General features: G+C 65.1%; 16 protein-coding genes. 4 read left to right on the top strand and 12 right to left on the bottom strand.

The window, feature by feature from the left end; all coding sequences use genetic code 11:
- Nucleotides 1-24 precede the first annotated feature (24 nt).
- The 8 genes from N430_RS05130 to cbiE all read right to left on the bottom strand — a co-directional run bounded on the left by N430_RS05130 (nucleotide 25) and on the right by cbiE (nucleotide 5,809).
- Nucleotides 25-414 carry a DUF2946 domain-containing protein gene (locus N430_RS05130; protein ID WP_099814376.1) on the bottom strand — a complete coding sequence of 130 codons (390 nt, stop codon included), beginning with the start codon at nucleotides 412-414 and terminating at the stop codon, nucleotides 25-27.
- A 201-nt stretch (nucleotides 415-615) separates the two neighbouring features.
- Nucleotides 616-1,470 carry an SPFH domain-containing protein gene (locus N430_RS05135; protein ID WP_110633628.1) on the bottom strand — a complete coding sequence of 285 codons (855 nt, stop codon included), beginning with the start codon at nucleotides 1,468-1,470 and terminating at the stop codon, nucleotides 616-618.
- Between the two features lie 27 nt (nucleotides 1,471-1,497).
- Entirely contained in the window at nucleotides 1,498-1,935 is a 438-nt protein-coding gene (locus N430_RS05140; RefSeq protein ID WP_110633631.1) for an NfeD family protein, read from the bottom strand.
- Nucleotides 1,936-2,056: 121 nt separating this feature from the next.
- Nucleotides 2,057-2,473 carry a tRNA(fMet)-specific endonuclease VapC gene (vapC, locus tag N430_RS05145; RefSeq protein WP_110633634.1) on the bottom strand — a complete coding sequence of 139 codons (417 nt, stop codon included), beginning with the start codon at nucleotides 2,471-2,473 and terminating at the stop codon, nucleotides 2,057-2,059.
- Nucleotides 2,473-2,703 (bottom strand): type II toxin-antitoxin system VapB family antitoxin, encoded by a 231-nt coding sequence (vapB, locus tag N430_RS05150; RefSeq protein ID WP_110633636.1) that lies wholly within the window; start codon nucleotides 2,701-2,703, stop codon nucleotides 2,473-2,475. Before vapB ends, vapC begins: the two co-directional genes overlap by 1 nt.
- Before the next feature lie 85 nt (nucleotides 2,704-2,788).
- Nucleotides 2,789-3,514 (bottom strand): cobalt-precorrin-6A reductase, encoded by a 726-nt coding sequence (locus N430_RS05155; protein ID WP_110633639.1) that lies wholly within the window; start codon nucleotides 3,512-3,514, stop codon nucleotides 2,789-2,791.
- Nucleotides 3,511-4,605, bottom strand: coding sequence for a cobalt-precorrin-5B (C(1))-methyltransferase (locus N430_RS05160; protein ID WP_110633642.1), 1,095 nt, complete (start codon nucleotides 4,603-4,605; stop codon nucleotides 3,511-3,513). The genes N430_RS05155 and N430_RS05160 overlap by 4 nt, the downstream gene beginning before the upstream one ends.
- A complete protein-coding gene (gene cbiE, locus N430_RS05165; protein WP_110633645.1) occupies nucleotides 4,598-5,809 on the bottom strand; it encodes a precorrin-6y C5,15-methyltransferase (decarboxylating) subunit CbiE in 1,212 nt (403 codons plus the stop codon). The genes N430_RS05160 and cbiE overlap by 8 nt, the downstream gene beginning before the upstream one ends.
- A gap of 226 nt (nucleotides 5,810-6,035) precedes the next feature.
- On the opposite strand from cbiE, the gene cobG reads away from it, so the two are divergent.
- From cobG to cobJ, 4 genes are read left to right on the top strand one after another with little or no spacing between them, the layout of a single operon-like run.
- Entirely contained in the window at nucleotides 6,036-7,367 is a 1,332-nt protein-coding gene (cobG, locus tag N430_RS05170) for a precorrin-3B synthase (protein ID WP_110633648.1), read from the top strand.
- Nucleotides 7,360-7,986: a precorrin-8X methylmutase gene (locus N430_RS05175; RefSeq protein WP_103445841.1), complete on the top strand. Its 627-nt coding sequence runs from the start codon at nucleotides 7,360-7,362 to the stop codon at nucleotides 7,984-7,986. The genes cobG and N430_RS05175 overlap by 8 nt, the downstream gene beginning before the upstream one ends.
- Nucleotides 7,986-8,714 carry a precorrin-2 C(20)-methyltransferase gene (locus N430_RS05180; RefSeq protein ID WP_110633651.1) on the top strand — a complete coding sequence of 243 codons (729 nt, stop codon included), beginning with the start codon at nucleotides 7,986-7,988 and terminating at the stop codon, nucleotides 8,712-8,714. The genes N430_RS05175 and N430_RS05180 overlap by 1 nt, the downstream gene beginning before the upstream one ends.
- Nucleotides 8,702-10,408: a precorrin-3B C(17)-methyltransferase gene (gene cobJ / locus N430_RS05185; RefSeq protein WP_110633654.1), complete on the top strand. Its 1,707-nt coding sequence runs from the start codon at nucleotides 8,702-8,704 to the stop codon at nucleotides 10,406-10,408. The genes N430_RS05180 and cobJ overlap by 13 nt, the downstream gene beginning before the upstream one ends.
- A 9-nt stretch (nucleotides 10,409-10,417) precedes the next feature.
- Here the strand turns inward: cobJ and N430_RS05190 are convergent, their stop codons facing one another.
- From N430_RS05190 to purH, 4 genes are all read right to left on the bottom strand, one after another.
- Complete coding sequence (locus N430_RS05190) at nucleotides 10,418-11,014, bottom strand: MarC family protein (RefSeq protein WP_110633657.1); 597 nt, start codon at nucleotides 11,012-11,014, stop codon at nucleotides 10,418-10,420.
- Nucleotides 11,015-11,164: 150 nt separating this feature from the next.
- Nucleotides 11,165-13,942, bottom strand: coding sequence for a hybrid sensor histidine kinase/response regulator (locus N430_RS05195; RefSeq protein ID WP_110633660.1), 2,778 nt, complete (start codon nucleotides 13,940-13,942; stop codon nucleotides 11,165-11,167).
- 135 nt (nucleotides 13,943-14,077) lie between these two features.
- The gene (gene purD, locus N430_RS05200; RefSeq protein ID WP_110633663.1) at nucleotides 14,078-15,373 is read right to left on the bottom strand and encodes a phosphoribosylamine--glycine ligase; all 1,296 of its coding nucleotides are present in this window, start codon (nucleotides 15,371-15,373) and stop codon (nucleotides 14,078-14,080) included.
- A gap of 180 nt (nucleotides 15,374-15,553) precedes the next feature.
- Nucleotides 15,554-17,161: a bifunctional phosphoribosylaminoimidazolecarboxamide formyltransferase/IMP cyclohydrolase gene (gene purH / locus N430_RS05205; RefSeq protein WP_027920810.1), complete on the bottom strand. Its 1,608-nt coding sequence runs from the start codon at nucleotides 17,159-17,161 to the stop codon at nucleotides 15,554-15,556.
- Between the last annotated feature and the right edge of the window lie 71 nt (nucleotides 17,162-17,232).

Genomic DNA, 17,232 nt, shown 5'->3' on the forward strand with positions numbered 1-17,232 from the left:
GTTCAGGCAGACAGCGTGATGAACTCAGGCCAGCGGAGAGGCACGGGGATTGAGCGCAGGCCATAGCTGGCGCGGCGTGGGTTGGTAACTGGCGGGTGGCGGCTCGCGCCCGGCCAACAGCGTCGGCGGGTTGTGCAATTGCGGCGGATAACCCGGCAGGGCCAGCAGTGGTGCAGCGCCCGAACAGCACCAGCAGTGCTGCATGTTGGAGTGCTGATCGCTTTGGCTGCCGAGGTCGATCTTGGCCAGGGCCTGAACATCGACCTTGGCCTTGCCAGCCACGCTGGAACAGAAAGCCCCCCACAGCAGCTGCTCAGCCGGGCCTTTGGGCGCGGCAGAAGACAGCGGCATGGCCAGCAGGTTGAACAGCACTGCTAGGCAGGCTATCCAGGCAATGTGCCGACGTGGGGGCATGGAGAGATCCGGTCAGGAATCGTGGGCGGTATTGTAAGGCGGAGTATAGGTAAAAATGGTGGGGTGCGGTGAAGTGACGCAGTCTGGGGCTGTTTTGCAGCCCATTCGCGGGCAAGCCCGCTCCCACAGGGGCCGCACAATGCCTGAACATGTGCGGTCCCCGTGGGAGCGGGCTTGCCCGCGAAGAGGGTCAAATCAATCTCAGGCCTTGTTGCGGCCCATCAGGCCGCGCACGGTTTCCTGCAGGTCTGCTGGCAGCACCACAACCTTGGCATTGTTGCTGCTGGCCAGGTTCTCCATGGCGCCCACATAACGCTCACCCAGCAGGTACATGGCGGGTACGGTTTCGTTGCCCACCGCTTCCTTGACCAGCGAGATTGCCCGCGCCGAGGCCTCGGCCAGGTTGATCTGCGCTTCGGCGTCCAGCTTGGCCGACTGCAAGCGTGCTTCGGCTTCGAGGATCGCAGCCTGCTTGGCACCTTCGGCGCGGGTCACGTCGGCTTTACGCTCACGTTCGGCGGCCGCCTGGCGTTCCATGGCCAGCTGCATGTTCTCCGACGGCTTGATGTCCTGGATCTCCACCGAACGCACGGTGACGCCCCAGTCTTCGGTCTGTTCGGACATCGCTTCACGTAGACGTGCCTTGATCTGTTCGCGGCTCGACAGCGCCTCGTCCAGGTCCATGGCACCGACGATGGCGCGCAGCGAGGTCATGGTCAGGCTGGTGACGGCGAACGAGAAGTTCTGCACGCCGTAGGAGGCCTTCTGTGGGTCGACCACCTTGGCGAAGCACAGGGCGTTGGCCACGATCACCGCGTTGTCCTTGGTGATGATTTCCTGCTCCTGCACGTCGAGGATGATGTCCTTGGTCGGCAGGCGATAGGCGACCACGTCCATGTACGGGATGACGATGTTCAGGCCCGGCTTGAGGGTGTTGTGGTAGCGGCCCAGGCGCTCGACGATCCATTCCTCGCCCTGGGGCACGATGCGCACCCCCTTGAACACGGTGATCAGGACGAACAGGGCGAGGGCGCCGACGACGATGAGACTGGTCATGATGCAAACTTCCTTTTAAATGCCGATTCAGGCCCGGACGACCCGGGCGGTATTGCCTTCGATGGCGACGAGGCGCACACGCTCGCCTGCCGGGATGTCGCCGTCGGCGACGCAGGTCCATTCCTCGTTGCCGAGCAGCGGCTTCTGGAAGCGCACGCGGCCTTTCTGGAATGGCGAGACGCTGCTGGTCAGCAGCCCGACTTCACCGATCACGCTGTCGGCAGTCCAGCGCACGTCCGGTTGCTTGCGCTTGAACAGCTTGAACCAGAGGAACGTGGTCACCGAGGAGAACAGCACCCACAGCAGCACCTGCATGTCCAGCTGCAGGGCGGGGGCGGCCAGGGCGATGAGCGAGACCAGCACGGCACCGATGCCGAACCAGATGATGAAGAACGTGGGCAAGACCAGCTCGAGCAGGATCAGGCCGATACCGAAGACCAGCCAGATCCACCATTGCATTTCCATATGAACGACGCCTTCCGGAGGGGAGGCGCAAAGTCTAAAGCGCACAGTGGGCGAATGGCCACTTGGAAATTTCTGAGCGTTTCGTTGCCGATGAGGAGGAGGTGAGTAGGAAATTTCCGCGTTAGGTCTGGCCTGGATTGACCAGCCAGTCTTCAACTCTCAAACCTGGCACTCGTTGAAATTCACGCAGGTTGTTGGTTACGAGCACCAGCCCCCGAGCCCGGGCATGGCCAGCTATCAGCTGGTCGAATGGGCCGATCGGTGTGCCAGCCAGTGCTAGTTCTGCACGTAGTTGGCCACTGTGCTCGGCAGCCTGGCTATCGTAATCGAGTACTTCCAGGCGGGCAGCGAAGCCTTCCACTATCGAAAGATTGCGCTCGGGGTGTGCTGATTTCTCTGCGCCGTACACCAACTCCATCAACGTAACGGTACTGATTGCCATCTGACCATGGTGGCGGTTGAAGGCTTCACGAACCAATTGTGGCTTGTTCTTGATAGTGAAGATGCAGATGTTCGTGTCGAGCATGTACCTGAGCATTAAAACCCTTCGCGTTCCTGGTCGGCAGGTTGATCACGGCTGGCCATGAAGTCTGCACTTGCGTCGTTGCCGTCAAACCAGCTGTCCCATGCCTCCCCAGCTGGGGTGATGATGCGGGTTCGCCCCACGGCAACGATGTCTACGCGGGTCACTTCATCGGGAAGGGCAACGGATTTCGGCAAACGGATGGCCTGGCTGCGGTTACTTTTGAAGACTGCACCTTGCTCCATGATAGGCCTCCTTGGAAGCAGCAAACTGTGACTGGAGTTTAAGTCAGACGACGTATATGTCAAAGGGATATACGTTCTGGCGTCATCACAAACAGTCCTTGATCTTGGCCAGCAATAGACCCGCCTGGGTAAATTCCCGATCCACGGCAGGCAATGCCGGACGTCTCAGTATCAGCACCGGCACCCCGCGTTCCCGTGCCACGTCGAGTTTTGGTTCGGTCGCCACGCTACCGCTGTTCTTGCTCACCAGCACATCGATGCGGCGCCGCTCGAACAATGCCCGCTCGTCTTCGATCTGAAACGGCCCACGTGCGCCGATGACCTCACAGCGCTCATTGCCCGCGCAGGCTTCCAGCGCCCGCAAGGTCCAGAACTGCTCCGGCGGAATCTCCTCAAGATGTTGCAGCGGTTCGCGGCCTAGGGTGAACAAGGGGCGCTTGAACGGCTTGAGCGCTTCGATCAGGCCGGCCCAGTCTTCCACTTCGCGCCAGTCGTCTCCCGGCTGTGCCTGCCAGGCCGGGCGGCGCAAGGCCCAGCAGGGGATGCCGGCGGCCTGTGCGGCGCTGGCAGCGTTACGGCTGATCTGCGCGGCATAGGGGTGGGTGGCGTCGATCAGCAGGCTGATGCCAGCTTCACGCAGGTAGGTGGCCAGGCCCTCGGCGCCACCATAGCCACCGACCCGTACCTGGCATGTGAGGTCCTGCGGCACGCGGCCGATGCCGGCCAGGCTGTAGACGTGCTCGGGGCCAAGCTGGCGGGCGATGGCCAAGGCTTCGGTGACGCCGCCGAGCAGCAGGATACGGCGGCTCATTGCACACCGGCCTTGCCGACGATGCCGCCCTGGCGGTCGATGGCAAACACTTCGACCTGCACCTGAGCCGGCACCACGCTACGGGCGAAGGCCAGGGCATGGGTGCATACCGCATCGCCCAGGGCGATGCCTGCGGCGTGGGCCAGGGCCAGGGCCTGCTGGCTGGTGTTGGCGGCAATGATGGCCGCTTGCAGCTCGGCGTCGGCGCCGATGTCCGCTGCCCAGCCAGCCAACTGTGGCAGGTCGATGCTCGAGTGGCGGCTGTGCAGATCCATGTGCCCGGCAGCCAGCTTGCTGATCTTGCCGAAACCGCCGCACAGGGTCAGGCGTGGCACCGGCACTTTGCGCACGTGCTTGAGCACTGCACCGACGAAATCCCCCATTTCGATCAGGGCGATTTCGGGCAGGTTGTAGACCCGGCGCATGGTGTCTTCGCTGGCGTTGCCGGTGCAGGCAGCGATATGGGTGTAGCCGTTGGTGTGGGCGACGTCGATGCCCTGGTGGATCGAGGCGATGTACGCCGAGCAGGAGAAGGGGCGGACAATGCCGCTGGTGCCGAGGATCGACAGCCCGCCGAGGATGCCCAGGCGCGGGTTCATGGTCTTCAGCGCCAGCGCCTCACCGCCTTGCACATTGACCGTGACCTCGAAGCCGCCCAGGTAGCCGCAGTCGTCGGCCAGTTGCTGCAAGTGCTCGCTGATCATCCGCCGTGGCACCGGGTTGATCGCCGGCTCACCCACTGCCAGCACCAGGCCAGGGCGGGTGACGGTACCGACGCCAGAGCCCGCGACGAAGCGTATGCCAGGTTGTGCCTGCAGGCGGATCTGGCTGTAGAGCAGGGCGCCATGGGTGACGTCAGGATCGTCGCCGGCATCCTTGAGCGTGCCCGCTTCGGCGCGCTCGCCGACCAGGCGGCAGAATTCCAGGCGCATCTGCACCACCTTGCCCTTGGGCAGGGTGATGTTCACCGCGTCGTCGCACTGGCCGGTCAGCAGCAACTTGGCAGCGGCAAGGCTTGTGGCCGTGGCGCAGCTGCCGGTGGTCAGGCCGCTGCGCAGGGGCGCGGGTTGCTCGCGGGTTTCTTCACGCATCGAGGGGTTTCACCACGTCGAGCAAGGTGATCGGCAGCGCCTGGCGCCAGGTGTCGAAAGCTCCCAACGGCTGGGCCTGGGCGACATGGATACGGGTCAGCTCGCCCCCGTGCTGTTCACGGAAGTGCGCCAAGGCCAGCTCGCTTTGCAGGGTCACCGCATTGGCCACCAGCCGCCCACCGGGGCGCAAGCGTTCCCAGCACAGCGGCAACACGCCTTCGCGGGTGACACCACCACCAATGAAAATGGCATCCGGGCGTTCCAGCTCGTTGAGGGCGTCGGGTGCCTTGCCGCGAACCAGCTGAAGGCCCGGCACACCGAGGGCATCGCGGTTGTATTCGATGAAGCCCTGCCGGCCTTCGTCGGCTTCGATGGCCAGGGTGCGGCAGGCCGGGTGAGCGCGCATCCACTCGATGCCAATTGAGCCGCAACCGGCGCCGACATCCCACAGCAATTCGCCGGGCTGCGGCGCCAGGCGCGCCAGGGTGATGGCGCGCACGTCGCGCTTGGTCAGCTGGCCGTCATGGCGGAAGGCGCTGTCTGGCAGGCCGGGCACGCGCGACAGGCGCATGGCATCTGGGCTGGCGAGGCATTCGATGGCGACCAGGTTGAGGGTGGCGATTTCGCTGTGGGGCCAGTCATCGGCGGTGCCGCGCAGATGCCGCTCGGCCGCACCGCCGAGGTGCTCAAGCACGTACAGGCGGCTGGGCCCGAAGCCGCGTTCGCGCAGCAGTGCAGCGATGGCCGCTGGGCTATCGCCGTCGTTGCTCAGCACCAGCAGGCGCTGGCCGCTGTACAGGTGGGCATTGAGCGCCGCCAACGGGCGTGCGACTACCGATACCACCTGCACGTCCTGCAGTGGCCAGCCCAGGCGTGCGGCGGCCAGAGCACAAGAGGAGGGCATCGACAGCACCTGCATTTCTTCGGCTGCTACCTGTCGCGCCAGGCTGGCGCCGACGCCAAAGAACATCGGGTCGCCGCTGGCCAGTACGCAGGTCGGCTCACCGCGCAGTGCCAGTACCGGGGCGAGGGAGAATGGCGTTGGCCAGTCTTGCCGCTCGGCGCCGATGCAACGCGGCAGCAGGGCCAGCTGGCGCGGGCTGCCGATGATCCGCGAGGCGCCCAGCAGGGCGCGCCGGGCCTGCTTGCCCAGGCCGCTGAAGCCGTCTTCGCCGATGCCTACTACTGTCAGCCAGGGGGTCATTGATACCTCTTCGGGGTCTGGGGCTGCTGTGCAGCCCATCGCGACACAAGGCCGCTCCTACAGGGGACGGTGATTCCTGTAGGAGCGGCCTTGTGTCGCGATGGGGCGCGCAGCGCCCCCAAAATTTCTGCTCAATCGCTGTTGAAGCTCGACCACCGGCTTTTCATGCCGCCGGACAAAGCAGGCATAATACCGCGCCTTCTACACTCAAGCGCATTTTCAGCGATTGCCGGACGCCCCTTTGACGCCAGCCAACACGCCCGTAGCATCACCCCGTCCCTCGGCCTGCCCGGGGTTGTGGCGCATCGTCAGCGCCCGTGACGGTGGCATTTGCCGCATCAAGCTGCCCGGCGGCCTGCTGCTGGCCGGCCAGGCCGAAGCGGTGGCGGCGTCAGCCGAGCGTTTCGCGGGTGGGGTGATCGAAGCCACCAACCGCGGCAATCTGCAGATCCGCGGTATCGGCAGCGATCATGCCGGGCTGGTCGAAAGCCTGCTGGCCGCCCGCCTCGGTCCACGTGATGCAGCCAGCGATGACGTGCGCAACCTGATGCTCAGTCCCCTGGCTGGCCATGACCCGTCGATGCTGCTGGATGTACGCCCCCTGGCCGGGCAGATCCTCGACCTGCTGCAAGGTACGCCGCGCTTCCATCAGTTGTCGGCCAAGTTCGCCGTGCAGCTCGATGGGGGCGAAGGCGTGGCGATGCTCGATCACCCTCACGACCTGTGGCTATCGGCACTGCGCCTGGAGCAGCGTGACTGGCTGGCATTTGGCCTGGCCAGCTGCCCGGCCGATGGCCAGGTACTGGGTGCGGTACCGCTGGTGCAAGGGCTGGCGCTGGTGCGCGCGGTGCTCGATCGCTTCCTCGATCTGGCCAGCCCGGAGCAATCGCGCATGCGCCAGCTGCTGCAAGGTTGCCAGGTCGATGTCTTCATCGACGGTCTCGGCTTGCAAGTCCGCCGCGATGCGGCCGTGCTCGAGTGGCGGCGCGAAGTCGCGCAACGCCCTTGGCTGGGTGCCGTGACACAACAGCAGGGCATGGCGTTGGGTGTCGCGCCGCCGTTGGGCCGCCTGTCACCGGCCATGTTGCGTGGCGCTGCCCGGGTGGCCCGCCAATGGGGGGATGGCAGCCTGCGCCTGACCCCGTGGCAAAGCCTGATGCTGACCAACATTGCCGCAGCCGACCTGGAACAAGCCCGCGTCGAGCTGTCGGCATTGGGCCTGCTCTGCCAGGCCGATGAGCCCTTGGCGCGCGTGGTTGCCTGCACCGGCAGCAGTGGCTGCGCCAAGGGCCTGGCCGACACCAAGGCCGATGCCGTCGAGCTGGCGGAGTTGCTGGGCAGTGGCGCGCCCGGCAGCGTGCACCTGTCCGGCTGCCCCCGTTCCTGTGCCGTGGCCCACGTCGCCCCGGCCACCTTGCTGGCCCGTTCACCGGGCCGCTATGACCTCTATTTGCGTGACGCGCACCTGCCGGGCCTGGGTGCCCTGCGCGCCACCGACCTTACCTTGAATGAAGCAGGCGCCATGCTCGCCCTGCCGACGGAGCACCTTGATGATTGACTACATCCGCGATGGTCAGGAGATCTATCGCAATTCCTTCCGGATCATCCGTGAGGAAGCCCGGCTCGAGCGGATCCCCGCAGACCTGGAAAAACTCGCCGTGCGCGTGATCCATGCCTGCGGCATGGTCGACGCCATCGACGGCCTGCAGTTCTCCGAAGGTGCCGGCCGCGCCGGCCGTGAAGCCCTGGCCAATGGCGCGCCGATTCTCTGCGACGCGCACATGGTTGCCGAAGGCATCACCCGTGCCCGCTTGCCCGCCAACAACCCGGTGATCTGCACCCTGCGCGACCCGAGCGTGCCAGGCTTGGCCAAGGACGCCGGCAACACCCGTTCCGCCGTGGCCCTGGAGCTGTGGCGCCCGCACCTGGAAGGCAGCGTGGTGGTGATCGGCAATGCCCCGACTGCGCTGTTCTACCTGCTGGAGATGATCGATGCCGGTGCGCCAAAGCCCGCCCTGATCCTTGGCTTCCCGGTCGGCTTCGTCGGCGCCGCCGAGTCCAAGGCGATGCTCGCTGCCGACAGCCGTGGCGTGCCGTTCGTGATCATGCAAGGCCGCCTGGGCGGCAGCGCGATGGCCGCTGCTGCGGTCAACGCCCTGGCCACGGAGGTGGAGTGATGGCGCGCGGACGACTGCTGGGCCTGGGCGTAGGCCCCGGCGACCCTGAACTGATCACCGTCAAGGCACTGCGTCTGCTGCGCGAGGCGCCCGTGGTGGCGTACTTCGTGGCCAAGGGCAAGCGCGGCAACGCCTTCGGCATCATCGAGGCGCACCTGCAAACCGAGCAGACTCTGCTGCCACTGGTGTACCCGGTGACCACCGAGGCACTGCCCGCGCCGTTGTCCTACGAGCAGGTGATCAGCGATTTCTACGATGAAGCTGCCGTACAGGTAGCCGAGCACCTGGACGCTGGTCGCGATGTGGCCGTGATCTGCGAAGGTGACCCGTTCTTCTACGGTTCCTACATGTACCTGCACGACCGCCTTGCCCAGCAGCATGAGGCTGAAGTGGTCCCAGGCGTCTGCTCGATGCTCGGAGGTGCCTCGGTACTGGGTGCGCCACTGGTGTATCGCAACCAGAGCCTGTCGGTACTGTCGGGCGTGCTGCCGGCCGAAGAGCTCAAGCGCCGGCTGGCGGATGCCGATGCGGCGGTGATCATGAAGCTTGGTCGCAACTTCCCCAAGGTACGTCAGGTGCTGGGCGAACTGGGCCTGGACGGCCGTGCGCTGTATGTCGAGCGGGCGACCATGGCCAACCAGAAGATCGTGCCGCTGGATGAGGTGGACCCGCAGTCCTCGCCATACTTCTCGCTGATCATCGTGCCGGGGGAAAAATGGCAGGGCTGAACAGGCAACAGGCGCCGGCCATCGTCATTCTTGGCGGCGGCAGCCTGGCTACGGCGCAGCGCATCCAGCAACGTTATCCACAGGCGACCATCCACGGCCTGCGCGGCCGGGTCGAGGGCGCGGACCAGTATTACGACGGTTTTGGCGACACCCTGCGCGTGCTGTACCAGCAGGCCACGCCGATCATCGCGCTGTGCGCCGCCGGCATCGTCATCCGCAGCCTGGCCAGCCTGCTCGATGAGAAGGGCGCGGAGCCGCCGGTACTGGCCGTGGCCGAGGACGGTAGCGCGGTGGTGCCGCTGCTGGGTGGCCTGAGCGGGGTCAACGTCATGGCCCGCGAACTCGGCGAGGCGCTGGGTGTGGCGGCGGCGATCACTACCAGTGGTGAGCTGCGCTTTGGCACTTGCCTGCTCAACCCACCCGAGGGCTATGCCTTGGCAGACCTCGAACAGGGCAAGCGCTTTGTCTCCGACCTGCTGGCCGGTGAAAGCGTGCGTGTCGAGGGGGATGCACCCTGGCTTGCGCAGGCGCAATTGCCCGCCAGTGACACGGCCCGGCGCACCATCCATGTTGGCTGTGACGCGCGCGTGGCCAGCCGTGACGAGTTGCTGATCCACCCACGTTCCGTGGTGGTGGTGTTGGCTGCAGGCGGGCCTGCTCTGGCCGAGCAAGTGCGGGGCGCCTTGCGTGAGGCCGGCATTGCCGAGCCCTCGCTGGCTTGTCTGTTGGTCGCCGAGCAGGCGATGGCCGAGCCTTCATTGCGCGAGGCCGCCACAGAACTGGGCGTCGTGTTGCGCTTCGCGGCCATGAACGGCACGTTGACCGACATGGCGGCCGAGGTCTTGCCCGAGGCTCGGCTGATCGAGCAGTCGGGCCTGGTGATCGCGCAGGCCACGGTGCCGGTCGATGTTGCACGGCTGGGCCGCAAGCGCGGTCGCCTGGCGGTGATCGGCCTGGGCCCTGGTGCCGCCGAGCTGATGGTGCCTGCCGTGAAGGCCGAGCTGGCGTGTGCCGAGGACATCCTCGGTTATGAAACCTACGTACGCATGGCTGGGCCGTTCCGCGACGATCAGGTGCAGCACTGCACCGACAACCGTGAAGAGATGCAGCGTGCGCGGCATGCCTTCGAACTGGCGGCCCAGGGGCGTTCGGTGGTGGTGGTGTCTTCGGGCGACCCGGGTGTATTCGCCATGGCGGCGGCGGTGCTCGAAGCCCTGCATGAGTCCAGCGACCCTGCCTGGCACCGCGTCGACCTTGAGATCCTGCCTGGCGTATCGGCTTCGCTGGCAACTGCCGCGCAAGCGGGCGCGCCGTTGGGGCATGACTTCTGTGTGATGTCGCTGTCGGACAACCTCAAGCCTTGGTCGATCATCGAAAAACGCCTGGACCTGGCGGCCCAGGCGGATCTGGTGCTGGCCTTCTACAACCCGATTTCCAGATCCCGGCCGCATCAGCTTGGCATGGCGCTGGAGGTCGTGCGCCGGCACCGTGATGGGCAGACGCCGGTGGTACTGGGGCGCGATATCGGCCGGCCGGGGCAGACGCTGAGGGTGGTGAGCCTGGCCGAGCTGACGCCGGAGATGGTCGACATGCGCACCATGGTACTGGTCGGTTCGTCCACTACCTGCACCTTCGACCGCGCCAATGGCGGGCAGTGGGTCTACACCCCACGCTGGTACCCGGTCGCGCCCTGAGCTCGAGGGCTAACCGACCAGGTAGCCCTTGATCCCGGTAAAGATGATCTGCGCCGCCAGGGCGCAGACGAACAGCCCCATCAAACGGCTGACGATCTGCAGGCCCTGGTCACCGAGCAGTTTCTCGATGCCGTGGGACAAGTACAGCACCAGCCCTACGGTGAAGCTGGCCAGCGCGATACTGACGATGGCCAGCAGCTTGTCGTCCCAGTGCGGTTGGCCCACCCCCATCACCAGCAGTGCACCGATGGTGCCGGGGCCGACGGTGAGCGGAATGGTCAGCGGTACGATGGTCACGTCCTGCTGCACATTGTCGGCCTGCACGGCCGGTTTGCCCTGGGCCATGCCCAACGCCGAAATGAACAGCACGCTACCGGCACCGATGCGGAAGGCGTCGGCGGTAATGCCGAAGATGCCGAAGATCACCCGCCCGAACAGGTAAAGCAGCACGCTGGCCACCAGCGCGGCAAAGGCGACCTTCCAGGCCAGCTGCTTGCGCTCCTTGCTGGAGTGGCCGCGGGTCAGGCTGATGAAGCACGACAGCACGAAGAACGGGCTATAGAGCACCAGCATCTTCAGGTAGACACTGAACAACTCGTGGAGCATGGGATGATCCTTGGTGTAGGAGCGGCCTTGTGTCGCGAAAGGGCCGCGCAGCGGCCCCGGCAATTTCTGCTGCGAAACTGAGAATCTGGGGCCGCTGCGCGACCCTTTCGCGACACAAGGCCGCTCCTACAAACAGCGCGTTCGGCGTGGTCAAGAAGTATGCGCAGGGTCAGCCTTGGCTTCGCGCTGATTGGCCCAGTACTGGATCAACTCGCGCAACTGTGACAGCTCCACCGGCTTGGCCATGTGCCCGTCCATGCCGGCCAGCCGTGCGCGCTCCTTGTGTTCTGCCAGTATATGCGCGGTCAGTGCCACCACCGGGGTGCGTTGGCGCTGGTTGGTGGTTTCCCAGGCACGCAGCTGCTGGGTCGCGGAGAAACCGTCCAGCACCGGCATTTCGCAGTCCATCAGCACCAGGTCGTAACGTTGCGCCTTCATCGCCTGCAAGGCCTCCTCGCCGTTGCTGGCGGTATCGGGTTCCAGGTTGAGCTTGCCGAGCATGCCGCGGATGACCTTGGTCGAGATGCTGTTGTCTTCGGCTACCAGCACACGGAAGTCGCTCGGCAGCTCAAGCGTGCCCTGCGCGCCGGGCAGTGGTGCCGGGACGGCCTGCTCGCGGCCGCGCTGGGCCAGCTCTTCGGCCAGCGTGGTCTTCAGCGTATAACCGGCGACCGGCTTGGCGAGGATGCGCTTGACCCCGGCGTTACGCGCGATGACCTTGCTGGGCGCGTTGCTGATCCCGGTGAGCATCACCACCAGGATGTCGTGGTTCAGGCTCGGGTCTTCCTTGATCTTGGCCGCCAGCTGCATGCCGGTCATGCCTGGCATGTTCTGGTCCAGCAACACGGCGTCGAAGTAGTCGCGCAGGTGCGCCTTGGTTCGCAGCAGGGCCAGCGCCTCCTTGCCGGACGGCACCGCGCTGACATTCATGCCCCAGGCGCTGCACTGTTGCACCAGGACCTTGCGGCAGGTGTCGTTGTCGTCCACCACCAGCACCCGGGCGTCGCGCAATGGGCCGTCCAGGTCTGCCGGGGGCTGCTCCAGGCGTGACGGGTCGAGCGGCAAGGTCAGCCACAGGGTGTTGCCCATGCTGGTGCTGCTCTTGATGCCGAACTCGCCTTGCATCAGGCCGATCAGCTGTTTGGCGATGACCAGCCCGAGGTGGCCGCCGAGTTTGTTGCTGGAGAGGAAGTGGTGGCTGTGCAGCTCGGCCTGCAGCAAGGCCTCGCGCTCGGCAGATGGCAGCGGTTCGCCACTGTCCTGCACGGCAATGCGCAGGCGCGGGATTTCACCGCGCTGGTCCAGTGCCACTACCAGCAGGATCTCGCCCTGGGAGGTGTTCTTCAGGGCATTTTCCAGCAGGCTCGACAGCGCCTGGCGCAAGCGCGTCGGGTCACCACTGATGACCCGCGGCACCTGCGGCTGGGTGAAGCTGATCAGCTCGATGTTCTGCTGCTCGGCCTTGGCGCGGAAAATGTTCAGGCAGTCCTCGATCAGGGCGTTCAGGTCGAACTGCACGTCATCCAGTTCGATCTGCCGCGATTCGAGCTTGGATATGTCGAGAATCTCGTTGATCAGCGTCAGCAGCTCGTTGCCGGCGCTGTGGATGGTCTGCACATAGTCGCGCTGCTTGACCGACAGCGGCGTGCCGAGCAGCAGCTCGGTCATGCCCAGTACACCGTTCATGGGGGTACGGATTTCATGGCTGATCTTGGCCAGGAACTCCGCCTTGGCGTTGATCTCGGCGTCGCTGGCAGCCAATGCACGGCTGGCGCTGAAGCGCTCTTCGCTGATGCGCCGCAGGCGCTCGCTGACGGCCAGGTTGAGCAGCAGGCCGCTGGCCACCGTCATGCCCAGGAGGATGCACAGCAGCCAGGGCGTCGAGGTGCGGGTCAGGCCGAGCAGGGCAGGCAGCAGCACCAGGCCACCAAGGTTGAACACCAGCATGGCGATGCTGAACAGGCGTGCAGGGGCATAGCCCTTGTACCAGTGGTAGCTGCTGGCCAGCAGCATGGTCACGCTGCCGATGGCCAGCAGGGCATAGGTCATCAGGTTGAGCGGCAAGGTGTCGACGAACAGCAGAATCAGGCCGCTGACTGCAGCGACCAGCATTTCACCCTGCAGCAGGCGGTTAAGCCGCGGCGAGTTGCAGGGGGCGAAGAAATGTTGGGTGAAATACAGCCCTGACAGCCCGGCCAGCACCAGGGTCAGGTAGGCGGCCGGGGTTTGCGCGCTGTGCCATAAATGCCACCACGGACCGCTGAGATTGAGCAGGATCAGGCCGCTGAGCAGCATCAGGCCGTGGTAAAGGGCGAGATACAGTGTGGTGCTGGAGCGGGTATAGATGAAGCGGATCAGGTTATGCAGGATGAGCATCACCAGGCCGCCGAACAGCATGCCGAACAGTAGCGGCTGGCTGTGGTCGGAGGCGGCTATCGCTGCAGGCTCCAGGCTTATCGCCGGGCGCAGTTGGTGCTCCGAGACCAGGCGCAGGTAGATATCCAGCGCATGCTGGCTGTTGGGCAAGGGTAATACATGGTCACTGCCACGCAGGGTCGGGCTGCCATTGCCGTTGCCGGCCTGGCGGCCATGGTGCAGCTGGCGCAGCAGCCGGTCGCCATCGAGGGCGTACAGATCGAGGCGGGACAGGTCGGGGGCGAAGATGCGCAGCAGCTGCTCCTGGTCACCCGGTTCCAGGCGATAGTGCAGCCACAAGGCCTGGTCGGCCGGTGCGGCGTCGAGCTCACCCAGGGTGGTCGGGCTGAACTGGCTGCGATAGCGATCAGAGCGCACGTCGCTCAATTGCAGGTTGGCCTGTTCATCGAGCAGAACGGACCAGCCTCCGCCCTGATCGGCCGAAGCCGGCAACAGGCAGAACAAGGTCAGCAAGCTGACGATCAGAGCTGTGGCAATCCGAAGCCGACGCACTACGAGATCCCTTCCTAGCCGATGTGCCAGATACTAACTATGCGCGGCGCGCCAAGTCGAAGGCAAGGCCCCCATGGGGCCCTGTCGACGAGCCGGATGCCGCATGCACAAGCTGCTGCGGCAATCCGGTACAACTTACTGCTGGTGCTCACCGCGCTCGCGGGCGATGGCCCGGTAGCCGATGTCGGTGCGGTAGAAGCTGCCGTTCCAGCTCACTTCCTTGGCCAGGCGGTAGGCCTGCTGCTGGGCATCGGCAACGCTGGCGCCCATGGCAGTGGCGCAGAGCACGCGGCCGCCGTTGGTGACGACCTGGCCATCCTTCAGCGAAGTACCGGCATGGAACACCTTGCCTTCGATCTTGGCGGCGGCATCCAGGCCGTTGATCACGTCGCCCTTGGCGTAGTCGCCCGGGTAACCGCCGGCAGCCAGCACCACGCCCAGGCTCGGACGCGGGTCCCACTGTGCTTCGACCTTGTCCAGCGCCTTGGCGAAGGCGGCTTCGACCAGCAGCACCAGGCTCGACTCCAGGCGCAGCATGACGGGCTGGGTCTCAGGGTCGCCGAAACGGCAGTTGAACTCGATGACCTTGGGGTTGCCCGCCTTGTCGATCATCAGGCCGGCATACAGGAAGCCAGTGTAGACGTTGCCTTCTTCGGCCATGCCGCGCACGGTCGGCCAGATCACCTGGTCCATCACACGCTGGTGCACGTCCGGGGTAACTACCGGAGCAGGGGAGTAGGCGCCCATGCCGCCGGTGTTCGGGCCGGTGTCCTGATCGCCGACGCGCTTGTGGTCCTGGCTGGTGGCCATTGGCAGCACGTTGTGGCCGTCGACCATGACGATGAAGCTGGCTTCCTCGCCATCGAGGAACTCTTCGATGACCACACGCGAACCCGCCTCGCCGAAGGCGTTGCCGGCCAGCATGTCACGCACGGCGGCTTCGGCTTCTTCCAGGGTCATGGCGACGATCACGCCCTTGCCCGCAGCCAGGCCGTCGGCCTTGATCACGATCGGTGCGCCTTTTTCCTGCAGGTAGGCCAGGGCCGGCTCGATCTCGGTGAAGTTCTGGTAGTCGGCGGTCGGGATCTTGTGACGCGCCAGGAAGTCCTTGGTGAAGGCCTTGGAGCCTTCCAGCTGGGCCGCGCCCTTGGTCGGCCCAAAGCAGTCCAGGCCACGGCTGCGGAACAGGTCGACCACGCCGATCACCAGCGGCGCTTCCGGGCCGACGATGGTCAGGTTTACGTTCTTCTCGGCGAAGTCGGCCAGTTGCTCCAGCGCACACACGTCGATGGCGACGTTCTCGCATTTTGGCTCGATGGCGGTGCCGGCGTTGCCCGGGGCAACGAAGACCTTCTCGACGCGTGGGTCCTGGGCGACTTTCCAGGCCAGGGCGTGCTCACGGCCGCCGCTGCCGATGATCAAAACTTTCATGTCAAAACCTCTGTTTGGCGGCGAACCTCGTCCCGGTGTAGGAGCGGCCTTGTGTCGCGAAAGGACCGCAGTGCGGTCCCGGGATTTTTGCTGTATTGCAAAGGTCCGGGGGCTGCTGTGCAGCCCTTTCGCGACACAAGGCCGCTCCTACAGGGGCCGAGGCTCGGCCGACCATCTGAATTAGTGGCGGAAGTGGCGCATGCCGGTAAAGACCATCGCGATGCCTGCCTCGTCGGCAGCAGCGATAACCTCGGCATCACGCATCGAACCACCCGGCTGGATCACGGCGCTGATACCCACTTTAGCCGCATTGTCGATGCCGTCACGGAACGGGAAGAACGCGTCCGATGCCATGACCGCACCCTGCACCTGCAGGCCGGCATGCTCGGCCTTGATGGCGGCGATGCGGGCGGAGTTGACGCGGCTCATCTGGCCGGCGCCGACACCGATGGTCTGGCGCTGCTTGGCGTAGACGATGGCGTTGGACTTGACGAACTTGGCCACTTTCCAGGCGAACACCAGGTCGTGGATCTCTTGCTCGGTCGGTGCACGCTTGGTGACAATCTTCAGGTCATCGGCGGTGATCATGCCGATATCGCGGCTCTGCACCAGCAGGCCACCGTTGACGCGCTTGAAGTCCCAACCGGCAGCGCGCTCGGCTGGCCACTCGCCGCATTCCAGCAGACGCACGTTCTGCTTGGCCGCTACCACGTCGCGGGCAGCCTGGGAGATTTTCGGCGCGATGATCACTTCGACGAACTGACGGTCGACGATGGCCTGGGCGGTTTCGCCGTCCAGCTCGCGGTTGAAGGCGATAATGCCGCCGAACGCCGACTCGGTGTCGGTGGCGTAGGCCAGGTCGTAGGCCTTGCGAATGCCGCCTTCGTCTTCAGGCACCACGGCCACGCCGCATGGGTTGGCGTGCTTGACGATGACGCAGGCCGGCTTGACGAAGCTCTTCACGCACTCCAGCGCGGCGTCGGTGTCGGCCACGTTGTTGAACGACAGTTCCTTGCCCTGCAGCTGCACGGCAGTGGAAATGCTGGCTTCGCCTTTCTTGGCTTCAACGTAGAACGCCGCGCTCTGGTGCGGGTTCTCGCCGTAGCGCATTTCCTGGGCCTTGACGAACTGGCTGTTGAAGGTGCGCGGGAACTCGCTGCGCGCGGAGGTCGACAGGGTTTCTTTGGCCTGGTCGATGGTGCCCATGTAGTTGGCGATCATGCCGTCGTAGGCGGCAGTGTGCTCGAACGCCTTGAGCATCAGGTCGAAGCGCTGGGCGTAGGTCAGGCCACCGGCCTTCAGGCCTTCCAGCACGCCGGCGTAGTCGCTGGCGTTGACCACGATGGCGACGTCCTTGTGGTTCTTGGCCGCCGAACGGACCATGGTTGGGCCGCCGATGTCGATGTTCTCGATGGCGGTCGGCAGGTCACAGCCAGGCTTGGAAATGGTGGCTTCGAACGGGTACAGGTTGACGGCAACCAGGTCGATCGGCTTGATGCCGTGCTCGTTCATGATGGCGTCGTCGGTGCCGCGACGGCCGAGGATGCCACCGTGGATCTTCGGGTGCAGGGTCTTGACCCGGCCATCCATCATTTCAGCGAAGCCAGTGTAGTCGGCCACTTCCACCGCGTTCACACCGTTGTCCTTGAGCAGCTTGTAGGTGCCGCCGGTGGACAGGATCTCGACACCAAGCTGTTGCAGCTCACGGGCGAATTCGAGGATACCGGTCTTGTCGGAGACGCTGATCAGGGCGCGGCGGACTGGCAGGCGGGTAGTCTGGTCGGTCATTTCGGGTTCCAATAACGCGGTGGAGTCAGCAAAAAAGGCGTCTCTTCGCAGAGGCCGCCTTTTCTGATTGG

Origin of the sequence: Pseudomonas sp. CC120222-01a (genome assembly GCF_003097235.1) — a bacterium.
GTDB lineage: Bacteria > Pseudomonadota > Gammaproteobacteria > Pseudomonadales > Pseudomonadaceae > Aquipseudomonas.